A 14,151-nucleotide genomic window follows, 5' to 3' on the forward strand; every position below is an offset into this window, starting at 1 on the left:
GGACATCATTTATTGTCTTAGCCTTCTTTAATATATGTAGTAGATGTCTAAATTGAAAGTGTGCCTATATCAAACTTCTTTCAACCTCTAGACATCCTTGATGGTGAGGCTCTTACACAGAGAATTTTTTAAGAAATTTTGCCAATAAGACAAGGTGGTGGGAGACAAGTAAATTTATTTTGCTTAATGATTCTTCTTTCACACTTCATTTATTATTGTTGTTTTTAAAATGTGATTGCATATATTAAAGTTGTTGCCTTAATTTTCAAAAATATGAATTTCATGTATGATGTAAATGATACGTGTATAAAACTGCTAAAGATTGTATTAATAGGAGAGAAAATCAATGGAATTATCAGAAATTAAACGTAATATTGATGAATATCAAAATAACCTTAACCAAATTAGGGGGTCTCTTTGACTTAGAAAATAAAGAGACAAATATTCAAGAATATGAAGAAATGATGGCAGATCCAGGATTCTGGGATGATCAAAATAAAGCACAAGATATTATCGATAAAAATAATGCATTGAAATCTATCGTCAATGGTTATCATGATTTAGCCAATGAAGTTGAAGATATGAGTGCGACAAGAGAATTGCTTCAAGAAGAATATGATGAAGATATGAAAGCAGAACTTGAAGAGGAAGTTATCCAATTTAAAGAGAAAATGGATCAATATGAGTTGCAATTATTACTTGATGGACCGCATGATGCGAATAATGCGATTCTTGAACTTCACCCTGGTGCTGGCGGTACAGAATCTCAAGATTGGGCGAGCATGTTATTAAGAATGTATCAGAGATATGGTGAACAAAAAGGCTTTAAAGTTGAAACAGTTGATTACCTTCCAGGAGATGAAGCTGGAGTAAAGAGTGTGACACTGTTAATTAAAGGTCACAATGCATATGGCTATTTGAAAGCTGAAAAGGGTGTTCATCGATTAGTAAGAATTTCTCCATTCGATTCTTCAGGTAGACGTCATACATCTTTTGCATCTTGTGATGTAATTCCTGATTTTGATAATGATGAAATCGAAATAGAAATTAATCCGGATGATATTACAGTAGATACATTTAGAGCTTCGGGTGCAGGCGGTCAACATATTAATAAAACAGAGTCTGCGATTAGAATTACGCACCATCCAACTGGTATCGTCGTTAATAACCAAAATGAACGGTCCCAAATTAAGAACCGTGAAGCCGCAATGAAGATGTTGAAATCGAAGTTATATCAACTTAAGTTGGAAGAACAAGAACGTGAGATGGCTGAAATTCGTGGTGAACAAAAAGAAATAGGTTGGGGCAGTCAGATTCGATCATACGTGTTCCATCCATATTCAATGGTTAAAGATCACCGCACAAATGAAGAAACAGGTAAGGTTGATGCTGTAATGGATGGCGAAATCGAGCCATTTATTGAAGCATATTTAAGAAAAGAAATGGATAATCAAGATTCATAATTTAAATATCACCTCATTTATTAGTTATTTATTGCTAGTAAATGAGGTTTTTTCTTGTCAGGAACATGTTCGAGTGGATAGTTAGAGATATTTAATTTTAAATAATAATATGTAGTCTGCAACTTATAATGTTACTGGAGCGTTTTGTTTATTCTCAAAAGTAACCCTTTACTCCTTTATGATAGTAATAGTTAGCCACAATTATGTAGGTAACATGATGAAATTTACTTTTTAACTGTTATATTACATCGCTATAACAATACACTTTTCAAAAAGGCATTGTGCTATATTAAGACTTGTAAATTTAGAACAAACTAGCAAAGGAATGACAACTAGATGAAAAAATCGCTAACTGTAACTTTTAGTTCGATTGCAGCTTTTTTTGCAATCAACACTGCAGCTAACGCTCAAGAAACAGAGGCGTCTCAACAAGACGTAAATTCACCAGACGTTGTTTCAACGAATCAATCTAACTTAGGTACTTATATCGTAAAAGCAGGAGATTGCTTATATAATATTGCTTTAGACCACGGTATTACTTTAGATCAATTATATGCATTAAACCCAGGTATTCAACCACTTATTTTCCCTGGAGATAAAATCGTAGTTTCTGAAAATGCAGCAACTGCTCAATATCATGTGACTTCTACAGAAAGTAATGAAACACCAGTTTCTCAAGCATCTTTTGAATCTACAGCAACAGATGAATCAGGCGTAACATATGAAAATTATGAAACACCAATTAATGTTTCACAAACATCATATGATGGCTTAAAAGGTATCTCTAATGCAGGTAACCTCTATACTGATGGGCAATGTACTTACTATGCATTTAATCGTCGTGCTGAATTAGGTAAACCAATTGGTAGTTTATGGGGAAATGCTAGCAACTGGGCAGCATCTGCGAGCCAAGCTGGTTTCAATGTTAATAACACACCTGAAGTCGGTGCAATCTTCCAAAGTGGACCAGGACAAAATGGTGCAGGTGCATATGGTCACGTAGGTGTAGTTGAGTCAGTAAATCCTAACGGTACATTAACTGTTTCAGAAATGAACTGGAACGGTGGAGTCAACGTTAAATCATATAGAACAATCTATAATCCTGGTTCATACAGTTATATTCATTAAACTATCATTTGAAATTAAGAAGTGGGACAGAAATATAATTTAGTAAAATTAATTTCGGTCTCCTGCACCCAACTTGCATTGTTTGCAGTATTTCTTAAAAAAGAAGTTCACTATGTTGGGGCTCTGCCAACAAGGATGATTAGGATTGAAAGAAGCTTGATATCAGTGAACTTTCAATTCAGTCATCTACTATCAATATGTTAAAGGAAGCTGAGATCATTATCTTGGCTTCTTTTTTGTTGAAAATAAATCTATAAAATATGAATTTACTTTCAATAATGAGATTGATTGATATAATAACTATAAGTAAAATATCTGCTTTATTAATTAAATTTGTCAATAAGCGATAACTATAAAAATTAAACTAAGTTCGTGTATGAGGAGGTATCGTGATATGGGCGTACATCAATACTTTAAAAGACTTTCAGATTTAGAAAAATTAATAAGATTGCCAGGAAAATTTAAATACTTTGAGCATAATGTGGCAGCTCACTCCTTCAAAGTAACTAAAATTGCACAGTATTTAGCAACGGTTGAAGAATATCATGGCAATGAAATCAACTGGAAAAGTCTGTATGAAAAAGCGCTGAATCACGATTTTGCAGAAGTTTTTACAGGAGACATCAAGACGCCCGTTAAATATGCAAGTAGAGAACTGAAGAAATTGTTCTCTCAAGTCGAGGAAGAAATGGTTGATACTTTTATCAAAGAAGAAATTCCTGAACAATATCAAAACGTTTACCGAGAACGACTTCAAGAAGGTAAAGATGACTCCTTAGAAGGACAAATACTTTCAGTAGCAGATAAGATTGATTTATTATATGAAACATTTGGAGAAATTCAAAAACGTAATCCAGAGCCTTTATTTTTCGAAATTTATGAAATGAGTTTAGAAACAATCATTCAATTTGACCACCTACATTCAGTTAAAGACTTTATAGATAATGTTATTCCTGAGATGTTAACTGAAAACTTTATTCCTAGAACTGAATTGCGTGAAACTACTATGACAATTTTAAATAGAAGAAATGGGTGACGATAATGATTTGGTATGCATGTGCCGCCTTTTTTCCTTGTATTTTAGTCGTGCTATTTAGCGTTGTAACGAGAAGTAAATGGATTGGCACACTATTAACACTTATATTAATAGGAACATCTATCTATAAAGGATTTTTCCATAATGAATGGATTATTTTTATAGATGTCGTAAGTCTATTGGCAGGCTATTTGATTATAGATAAATTAAAGTTTCATAAGAACCAAGAAGATTCTCGTTAGGATAATATGAATCGTAAAATAACTAAACATATCTTTTGAAGGTTTAAGAAGAATGTTTTATAGTATATTTACACATTAAAGACTTAAATTGAATAACTTTTTTAAACAAGCATAGTGCATCGCTATGTTTGTTTTTATTTTGAAAATAATCAATGATAAGCGAACAAATGTTTGCTTTAGAAGATATAAATTTGTTAAAATAGAACATAAATAAAACGTGAAAATTCAGTTCATAAACATGCATGTTAAACTAAATATAAGCGATAAATAAATAGGAGGCGTATGTCAGAATGGTCGAACACGTTCCATTTAAGTTGAATTCTGAATTCGAACCACAAGGGGATCAACCACAAGCAATACAAAAGATTGTTGATGGAGTAAATGAGGGGAAACGCCATCAAACGTTATTAGGGGCTACAGGAACTGGTAAAACATTCACCATGAGCAACGTGATCAAAGAGGTTGGTAAACCTACATTAATCATTGCACATAACAAAACATTAGCTGGACAACTTTACAGTGAGTTTAAAGAGTTCTTCCCTGAAAATAGAGTAGAATATTTCGTCAGTTATTATGATTATTATCAACCAGAAGCATATGTACCATCAACTGACACTTTCATCGAAAAAGACGCCTCAATTAACGATGAAATTGACCAATTACGTCACTCCGCTACAAGTGCGTTATTTGAGCGTGATGACGTCATTATTATTGCCAGCGTAAGTTGTATTTACGGCTTAGGTAATCCAGAAGAATATAAAGACTTAGTCGTAAGTGTGCGCGTAGGAATGGAAATGGACCGTAGTGAACTTTTAAGAAAGTTAGTCGATGTCCAATATACACGAAATGATATTGATTTCCAACGTGGTACGTTTAGAGTGCGAGGAGATGTTGTTGAAATATTCCCTGCATCTAGAGAAGAAATGTGTATTCGTGTTGAATTCTTCGGTGATGAAGTTGACCGAATTAGAGAAGTTAATTACTTAACAGGAGAAGTCATTCGCGAACGTGAACATTTTGCAATTTTCCCAGCTTCTCACTTCGTAACTCGAGAAGAAAAAATGAAAGTAGCAATTGAACGTATTGAAAAAGAATTAGAAGAACGATTAAAAGAATTACGTGATGAAAATAAATTATTGGAAGCTCAAAGACTTGAACAACGTACAAATTATGACTTAGAAATGATGAGAGAAATGGGCTTCTGTTCAGGAATCGAGAACTATTCAGTTCACCTTACATTAAGACCTTTAGGTTCTACACCATACACGTTACTTGATTATTTCGGAGACGATTGGCTTGTAATGATTGATGAATCACACGTTACGTTACCGCAGATTCGTGGTATGTATAACGGTGACAGAGCACGTAAACAAGTACTTGTAGATCATGGTTTCCGTTTACCAAGCGCGCTAGATAACCGCCCACTTAAATTTGAAGAGTTTGAAGATAAAACAAAACAATTAGTGTATGTATCTGCAACACCAGGACCATATGAGTTAGAACATACTGATGAGATGGTAGAACAAATTATCCGTCCAACAGGATTACTTGATCCTAAAGTGGATGTTCGACCAACTGAAAATCAAATTGATGACCTATTAAGTGAAATTCAAGAACGTGTAGAGCGAAACGAACGCGTCTTAGTTACAACATTAACTAAAAAGATGAGTGAAGATTTAACCACATACATGAAAGAAGCGGGAATTAAAGTGAATTACCTTCACTCTGAGATTAAAACATTGGAAAGAATTGAGATTATTCGTGACTTGCGAATGGGCACATATGATGCAATTGTAGGTATTAACTTGCTAAGAGAGGGTATTGATATACCTGAGGTTTCATTAGTAGTTATTCTTGATGCAGATAAAGAAGGATTTTTACGTTCAAATCGTTCACTTATCCAAACGATTGGTCGTGCTGCCCGTAATGATAAAGGTGAAGTTATTATGTATGCCGATAAAATCACTGATTCCATGCAATATGCAATTGATGAAACCCAAAGACGTCGGGATATACAAATGGCACATAATGAAAAATATGGTATCACGCCACGAACAATTAACAAAAAAATACATGATGTCATTAGTGCTACAGTGGAAAGTGATGAAACGAACGAACAGAAACAAACTGAACTACCTAAGAAAATGACTAAAAAAGAAAGACAAAAAACAATCGAAAATATAGAAAAAGAAATGAAAAAAGCAGCTAAAGATTTAGACTTTGAAAAAGCAACAGAATTAAGAGATATGTTATTTGAATTAAAAGCAGAAGGGTGACGTTTAAATGAAAGGACCGTCTATAGTAGTTAAAGGAGCTCGTGCACACAACTTAAAAGGGGTAGACATTGAATTACCTAAGAATAAACTTATTGTCATGACCGGGCTTTCAGGGTCTGGTAAATCTTCCTTAGCGTTCGACACCATTTATGCTGAAGGACAAAGACGCTATGTGGAATCGTTAAGTGCATATGCTCGTCAATTTTTAGGTCAAATGGATAAACCAGATGTAGATACAATTGAAGGTTTATCGCCTGCGATATCTATCGATCAAAAGACTACTAGTAAAAATCCTCGTTCAACTGTAGCTACAGTTACGGAGATTTATGACTATATTCGTCTACTATATGCTCGAGTTGGGAAGCCTTATTGTCCTTATCATGACATAGAAATTGAGTCACAAACGGTTCAACAAATGGTGGACAGAATTTTAGAGCTTGAAGAACGCACTAAAATACAATTACTTGCCCCAGTTGTGTCCCATAGAAAAGGAACGCATGAAAAATTAATTGAAGATATAGGCAAGAAAGGATATGTACGTCTTCGAGTGGATGGAGAAATCGTTGATGTAAATGAAGTTCCAGAGTTAGATAAGAATAAAAATCATACGATAGAAGTCGTTGTAGACCGTTTAGTAGTTAAAGATGGTATAGAAACGCGTTTAGCTGATTCAATTGAAACAGCTTTAGAATTAGCTGAAGGAAATTTAACAGTTGATGTTATCGATGGAGAAGAACTCAAGTTCTCTGAGAACCATGCATGTCCTTTATGTGGATTTTCAATTGGTGAATTAGAACCTAGAATGTTCAGTTTCAATAGTCCATTCGGCGCTTGTCCTACTTGTGATGGCATAGGTCAAAAGCTAACAGTAGACCTAGACTTAGTTGTGCCAGATAAAAATAAAACTTTAAATGAAGGTGCCATTGAACCGTGGGAACCTACAAGCTCAGATTTCTATCCAACACTTTTAAAACGTGTGTGCGAAGTGTATCGAATTAACATGGATAAACCTTATAAGAAACTGACAGATAGACAAAAAGATATTTTAATGAACGGTTCTGGTGATAAGGAGATAGAGTTCACTTTCAAACAACGAAATGGCGGAACACGTAAACGTACAATGGTGTTTGAAGGTGTTGTTCCTAACGTTAATCGTCGTTATCATGAATCACCTTCAGAATATACACGTGAAATGATGAGTAAATATATGACAGAATTACCATGTGAAACATGTCATGGTAAACGTTTAAGCAAGGAAGCTTTATCAGTATATGTAGGCGGATTAAATATTGGCGAAGTTGTAGAATACTCAATTAAAAATGCTTTGAAATATTATGAAAACATTGAGTTGAGCGAACAAGATAGAGCGATTGCAAATCAAATTTTAAAAGAAATTATTTCAAGATTATCTTTCTTAAATAATGTAGGTTTAGAATATCTGACGCTAAATCGTTCGTCAGGTACTTTATCAGGTGGTGAAGCACAGCGAATTCGTCTTGCAACGCAAATAGGTTCAAGATTGACAGGTGTCTTGTATGTCTTAGATGAACCTTCCATTGGTTTGCATCAAAGAGATAATGATCGCTTAATTAATACTTTAAAAGAAATGCGTGATTTAGGTAATACACTCATCGTTGTAGAACATGATGATGATACGATGAGAGCTGCAGATTATTTAGTTGATGTTGGCCCTGGCGCTGGTAATCATGGTGGAGAAATCGTATCAAGTGGTACACCATCTAAAGTAATGAAGGATAAAAAATCTTTAACAGGTCAATATTTAAGTGGTAAAAAACGTATCGATGTACCTGAACATAGAAGAGAAATAACAGATAAGAAAATTAGTATTCAAGGCGCACGTAGCAACAACCTTAAAGATGTTAATATTGATTTTCCGCTTTCAGTTATGACAGTAGTTACTGGCGTATCAGGATCAGGTAAAAGTTCACTAGTAAATGAAATTTTATATAAATCTCTTGCTCAAAAAATTAATAAATCCAAAGTTAAACCTGGAGATTATGACAAAATTGATGGTATCGATCATTTAGATAAAATTATTGATATCGATCAATCTCCAATCGGTAGAACGCCTCGTTCGAATCCTGCAACTTATACTGGTGTATTTGATGACATTCGCGATGTTTTTGCGCAAACAAATGAAGCGAAAATACGTGGATATCAAAAAGGAAGATTTAGTTTTAACGTAAAAGGTGGCCGTTGTGAAGCTTGTAAAGGTGACGGCATCATTAAAATAGAAATGCATTTCTTACCTGACGTATACGTTCCATGTGAAGTTTGTGATGGTAAACGTTATAATCGTGAAACTTTAGAAGTCACTTACAAAGGTAAAAATATTGCAGATGTTTTAGAAATGACGGTGGAAGAAGCAACACACTTTTTCGAAAATATACCTAAAATTAAGAGAAAACTACAAACACTAGTAGATGTAGGACTTGGCTATATAACTTTAGGACAACAAGCAACAACACTTTCAGGTGGTGAAGCACAACGTGTGAAACTTGCATCTGAATTGCATAAACGTTCAACAGGTCGTTCAATTTATATTCTTGATGAACCTACGACAGGTTTACACGTGGATGATATCAGTCGCTTGTTGAAAGTGTTAAATCGTTTAGTGGAAAATGGAGATACCGTCGTAATTATTGAACATAACCTTGATGTTATTAAGACGGCAGATCATATCATTGACCTTGGACCTGAAGGCGGTGATGGCGGTGGTACCATTGTTGCTACCGGTACACCTGAAGAAATAGCACAAGACGAAGATTCTTATACTGGAAAGTACTTGAAACCAGTATTAGAAAGAGATAGTGTTGAATAGTTTAGTTCATATTATAAACTTGAAATAGAATGACTAAAGAGAGACTAGAATGCAATGAAATGTTCCTTACAAAGTAGCTAGTTTAACAACTCAAACTTTGAAGGGGCACGAACCACAGATGCGTTTTAGTCTCTCTTAGTTTTTATATGATGATCAATATCGATTTAAGTCAGAGACGCTTTGACACTTTTATGAGTCATTCATTGCAATTCCTCCAGTGCTTCATTTTCAAAAAGCAAAAGAATTTGTGACTTAAAATGTTCAAGTTAATAGTCATTTAAGAATGTTTTATATTTTGAAGCATCATTTTAATATAGATTGTGAGTTTATTTTTGATATGATAATAGAATAGAGAATAGAAATGAAGGGATATTGAAAATTGAGGTGAACCCATGTTAACAACAGAAAGATTGGTTAATACGCTTAATTTAGAAGTAATTGCCGGTGAACAAGGTTTAGATAGACCAATAAAGAATACAGACATTTCACGTCCAGGTTTAGAAATGGCAGGTTATTTCTCTCATTATGCTTCTGATAGAATTCAATTATTAGGAACTACAGAGCTATCATTTTATAACTTACTTCCTGATGAAGAAAAAGAAGGAAGAATGAGAAAATTGTGCCGACCAGAAACGCCCGCAATTATTGTTACGCGTGGATTAACTCCCCCTGAAGAATTAGTGAATGCTGCTAAAGAATTACATACACCGATTATCATAGCGAAAGATGCCACAACAAGTTTAATGAGTCGATTAACTACATTTTTAGAACATGAATTGGCTAAAACAACATCTCTCCATGGTGTGCTTGTAGATGTTTATGGCGTTGGTGTACTCATTACAGGTGATTCTGGTATAGGGAAAAGTGAAACAGCATTAGAGTTAGTGAAACGTGGTCATAGACTAGTTGCTGATGATAATGTGGAAATCAAAGAAATTACTAAAGATGAATTAATAGGAAAGCCACCTAAGTTAATCGAACATTTACTAGAGATTCGTGGTCTCGGCATAATCAATGTTATGACACTTTTCGGCGCAGGGTCTATTCTCACTGAAAAGCAAATCCGCTTAAATATTAACTTAGAAAATTGGAATAAAGATAAATTATATGATCGCGTAGGGCTAAACGAAGAAACCCTAAAGATTCTAGATACTGAAATTACTAAAAAGACAATCCCTGTTAGACCAGGTCGTAACGTCGCAGTCATCATTGAAGTTGCTGCAATGAATTATCGTCTTAATATCATGGGGATTAATACAGCAGAAGAATTTAGCGAACGACTAAATGAAGAGATTGTTCGCAATAGTCATAAAAGTGAGGAGTAATATGAAATGGGTTTAACGCTAGGTTATATCGATCCAGTTGCCTTTAACATTGGACCTATCCATGTTCGTTGGTATGGCATCATTATTGCTTGTGGCATTTTATTAGGTTATTTTATTGCGCAAGCCGCACTTAAGAATGTAGGGTTACATAAAGATACTTTAATAGATATCATATTTTATAGTGCCATTTTTGGTTTTATAGTAGCTAGATTGTATTTTGTTATTTTCCAATGGCCGTATTACATGGAAAATCCAGGAGAGATACCTAAAATATGGCATGGGGGTATCGCCATCCATGGTGGTTTAATAGGTGGTTTTATCACAGGTATCATTGTATGTAGAACCAAAAATCTTCACCCTTTCCAAATTGGAGATATAGTCGCTCCAAGTATTATCTTGGCTCAAGGTATTGGCAGATGGGGGAACTTTATGAACCATGAAGCGCATGGTGGACCTATTTCAAAAGCATTCCTCGAACACCTACATTTGCCTGATTTTATTATTAGAAACATGTACATCGATGGTCAGTATTATCATCCTACATTTTTATATGAGTCTCTTTGGGATGTGCTTGGGTTCATTATTTTAATCACATTAAGAAAGCATTTGAAATTAGGGGAAACATTTTTCGGCTATCTTATTTGGTATTCTATTGGACGATTCTTTGTCGAGGGTTTGAGAACAGACAGTTTAATGCTTACAAGTCATATTCGAGTAGCACAACTTGTTTCAGTGATTCTTATCGTAATAAGTATTATTTTAATCATTTATAGAAGAATTAAGTATCAACCTTCAACATTTAAAAATGCTGGACCATTAACGTGGCCAGGCAAAAAGGTATAGTGGTTATATTGAGACGATTAAATAAAGAAAAATATCACAACGTTAATCCCTTATGGAAAATATATCAAATAGTGAAGTTTCCTAAAGTATTCAAACAGACGGTGATTATTGAAGTGTCGCGGTTTATACCAAGTATGAATTTAAAAAGTCATATATACCGTAAATTTCTAAAAATGACTGTGGGTCAAAACACAGCCTTTGCTTATAAAGTCATACCTGACTTGTTTTATCCAGAGTTAATTTCTGTTGGCAATAACAGTGTTATTGGTTATAATACAACAATATTAACGCATGAGGTGCTCGTCGACGAGTGGAGATATGGCAAAGTTCACATTGGCGACCACACTTTAATTGGCGCAAATGTGACGATATTGCCGGGTGTTAAAATAGGGAACCATGTAAAGATTGGAGCTGGTACCGTAATTACTAAAGATGTACCAGATGACAGTTTTGTATATGGTAATCCTATGCAAATTAAAGTTTATAAAGGAGGTGACAATTAATGGCACATGCAGACAATAAAATTATTCCAATGATTTTTGATGAAGCATTTTATCGTAAAATGGCTACGCAAAAGTGGCAACAACAAGACTATAAAAAAGCAGCGGACTATTATGAGAAAGTGCTTGAATTGTCACCTGAAGATTACGATATACAACTACATTATGCTCAATGTTTAACGAAATTAAACCTTGGGAGAAAGGCTGAGCACCTATTTTACGAGAATATTGTTAATGACTTTCATGTAGCAGATAGTTTTTATGAGCTCAGTCAATTAAATATAGAACTTAATGAACCAAACAAGGCGTTCTTGTTTGGTATTAATTATGTACTTTTAACAAATGACCAAGAATTTAGGGAAGTTCTTGAAAAAACATTCGAAGTGACGTATACAAGTGAGCACAAAATTGAATTAGAAGCTCAATTATTTACGACGCAACTATTATTCCAGTTTTTATTCTCTCAAGGAAGATTAACTGACGCACGTGCATATATTTTAAGCCAAGATGAACATATTCAATCTCATCGCGTCATTCGTAATTTACTTGCAATGTGTTACTTATATTTAAGTGAGTATGAAACAGCCAAAGAGATGTTTGAAGAATTACTGAGTGAAGATAACTCAGATGTTCATGCACTATGTCACTACACACTATTACTTTATAATACGAACGAAATGGATAAATATAAGAGATATCTTAAAATATTGAATAAAGTAGTTCCGATGAATGACGATGAAAGTTTTAAACTGGGTATTGTCCTAAGTTATTTAAAACAATATCAAGCATCTCAAAACTTACTTTATCCTCTATATAAAAAAGGTAAATTTTTATCCATTCAAATGTATAATGCATTGAGCTTTAACTTTTATTACCTAGGTAATAAAGATGAAAGTGTAGAATTTTGGAATAAACTATTACAAATTTCTAAAGTCGACGTAGGATATGCGCCGTGGGTGCTTGAAGAAAGTAAATCTGTTTTCAATCAACGAATACTCCCATTACTATTAGATGATGACAGTCATTATAGACTATATGGAATCTTTTTATTAAATCAACTCAATGGTAAAGAAATATTAATGACGGAAGAGATTTGGTCAATTCTTGAATCAATGAATGATTATGAAAAGCTATACCTTACTTATCTCGTGCAAGGATTGACGCTCAATAAATTAGATTTTATTCATAGAGGGATGTTAAAACTTTATAACCTAGAGAATTTGAAATATGATACAACATTATTTATTGAATGGATTAATCAAGCTGAGGCGATTATCTCTGAAAAGGTTGATTTAGCTGATGTAGATAGATACCTTGCCGCATTTGTTTATATGTTCTATCGACATACGAACAATGCATTGACCAAAAAAGAAATAATTGATTATTTTGACGTGACACGCTATAAATTAGATAAAACGATTGAGTTTTTAATGAGCATTTAAATTTATGAAATAAATGGTATGGTATATAATGCGCATAATGATTAATAACTAGGAGGCATTTTAAAATGACTGAAGTAGATTTTGACGTAGCGATTATTGGTGCGGGGCCTGCCGGTATGACAGCAGCAGTGTATGCATCTCGTGCAAATTTAAAAACAGTTATGATTGAACGTGGTATGCCAGGTGGACAAATGGCTAATACTGAAGAAGTGGAAAACTTCCCAGGTTTTGAAATGATTACGGGTCCAGACTTATCTACTAAAATGTTTGAACACGCGAAAAAATTTGGAGCAGAATATCAATATGGAGATATTAAATCTATAGAAGATAAAGGTGATTATAAAGTTATCAACTTAGGTAACAAAGAAATCACAGCTCATGCAGTAGTTATTTCAACTGGAGCAGAATATAAAAAAATCGGTGTTCCTGGTGAACAAGAACTTGGTGGACGAGGCGTAAGTTACTGTGCTGTTTGTGATGGTGCCTTCTTTAAAAACAAACGCTTATTTGTTATCGGTGGCGGTGACTCAGCAGTCGAAGAAGGAACATTCTTAACTAAATTTGCTGATAAAGTCACAATTGTTCATAGAAGAGATGAGTTACGTGCGCAAAATATCTTACAAGAACGTGCTTTCAAAAATGAAAAAGTTGACTTTATTTGGAGCCATACGTTAAAAACAATCAATGAAAAAGATGGAAAAGTAGGATCAGTTACTTTAGAATCTACGAAAGACGGTTCTGAACAAACATACGATGCTGATGGCGTGTTTATTTATATCGGTATGAAACCATTAACAGCACCGTTTACTAATTTAGGAATTACTAACGACAATGGTTATATTGTGACTAAAGCTGATATGAGTACAAGCGTGCCTGGTATTTTTGCTGCTGGGGACGTTCGTGATAAAGGCTTACGTCAGATTGTAACTGCAACAGGAGACGGTAGTATTGCTGCGCAAAGTGCGGCTGACTATATCACAGAGCTCAAAGATAAACTTGAAGCGTAATTTTTTAAAATCTAACAAGAAGCTAGAACATTGATGATGATTTCAAT

Annotated in this window: 10 protein-coding genes and 1 pseudogene; all 11 read left to right on the forward strand. The window is 34.2% G+C overall.

The window, feature by feature from the left end; genetic code table 11:
* Positions 1-346 precede the first annotated feature (346 nt).
* The 11 genes and pseudogenes from prfB (at position 347) to trxB (ending at position 14,104) form a co-directional block, all read left to right on the forward strand.
* A protein-coding gene (gene prfB / locus CD155_RS00870) for a peptide chain release factor 2 (RefSeq protein WP_103212275.1) occupies positions 347-1,463 on the forward strand; the annotation gives its coding sequence in 2 pieces (ribosomal slippage) (positions 347-418 and positions 420-1,463; 1,116 coding nt in all).
* A 480-nt stretch (positions 1,464-1,943) separates the two neighbouring features.
* Positions 1,944-2,591, forward strand: a pseudogene (locus CD155_RS00875) (COG3942 and LysM peptidoglycan-binding domain-containing protein); the annotation flags it as partial.
* A gap of 394 nt (positions 2,592-2,985) precedes the next feature.
* Complete coding sequence (locus CD155_RS00880; protein ID WP_037541189.1) at positions 2,986-3,627, forward strand: YfbR-like 5'-deoxynucleotidase; 642 nt, start codon at positions 2,986-2,988, stop codon at positions 3,625-3,627.
* A 5-nt stretch (positions 3,628-3,632) separates the two neighbouring features.
* On the forward strand, positions 3,633-3,869 hold the full coding sequence (locus CD155_RS00885) for a CsbA family protein (RefSeq protein ID WP_002441536.1): 237 nt from the start codon (positions 3,633-3,635) through the stop codon (positions 3,867-3,869).
* A gap of 290 nt (positions 3,870-4,159) precedes the next feature.
* Entirely contained in the window at positions 4,160-6,145 is a 1,986-nt protein-coding gene (uvrB, locus tag CD155_RS00890; protein ID WP_103212276.1) for an excinuclease ABC subunit UvrB, read from the forward strand.
* Between the two features lie 7 nt (positions 6,146-6,152).
* A complete protein-coding gene (gene uvrA, locus CD155_RS00895; protein ID WP_103212277.1) occupies positions 6,153-8,987 on the forward strand; it encodes an excinuclease ABC subunit UvrA in 2,835 nt (944 codons plus the stop codon).
* 392 nt (positions 8,988-9,379) lie between these two features.
* Positions 9,380-10,312 (forward strand): HPr(Ser) kinase/phosphatase, encoded by a 933-nt coding sequence (gene hprK / locus CD155_RS00900; protein ID WP_002441542.1) that lies wholly within the window; start codon positions 9,380-9,382, stop codon positions 10,310-10,312.
* Between the two features lie 6 nt (positions 10,313-10,318).
* The gene (gene lgt / locus CD155_RS00905) at positions 10,319-11,155 is read left to right on the forward strand and encodes a prolipoprotein diacylglyceryl transferase (protein ID WP_103212278.1); all 837 of its coding nucleotides are present in this window, start codon (positions 10,319-10,321) and stop codon (positions 11,153-11,155) included.
* Positions 11,156-11,163: 8 nt separating this feature from the next.
* Positions 11,164-11,658, forward strand: a complete 495-nt coding sequence (locus tag CD155_RS00910; protein ID WP_103212279.1) for an acyltransferase — start codon at positions 11,164-11,166, stop codon at positions 11,656-11,658.
* A complete protein-coding gene (locus CD155_RS00915) occupies positions 11,658-13,097 on the forward strand; it encodes a tetratricopeptide repeat protein (RefSeq protein WP_103212280.1) in 1,440 nt (479 codons plus the stop codon). The genes CD155_RS00910 and CD155_RS00915 overlap by 1 nt, the downstream gene beginning before the upstream one ends.
* 44 nt (positions 13,098-13,141) lie before the next feature.
* Complete coding sequence (gene trxB, locus CD155_RS00920; RefSeq protein WP_301280170.1) at positions 13,142-14,104, forward strand: thioredoxin-disulfide reductase; 963 nt, start codon at positions 13,142-13,144, stop codon at positions 14,102-14,104.
* Positions 14,105-14,151: the final 47 nt, after the last annotated feature.

The sequence above is a fragment of the Staphylococcus caprae genome, from assembly GCF_002902725.1.
GTDB lineage: Bacteria > Bacillota > Bacilli > Staphylococcales > Staphylococcaceae > Staphylococcus > Staphylococcus caprae.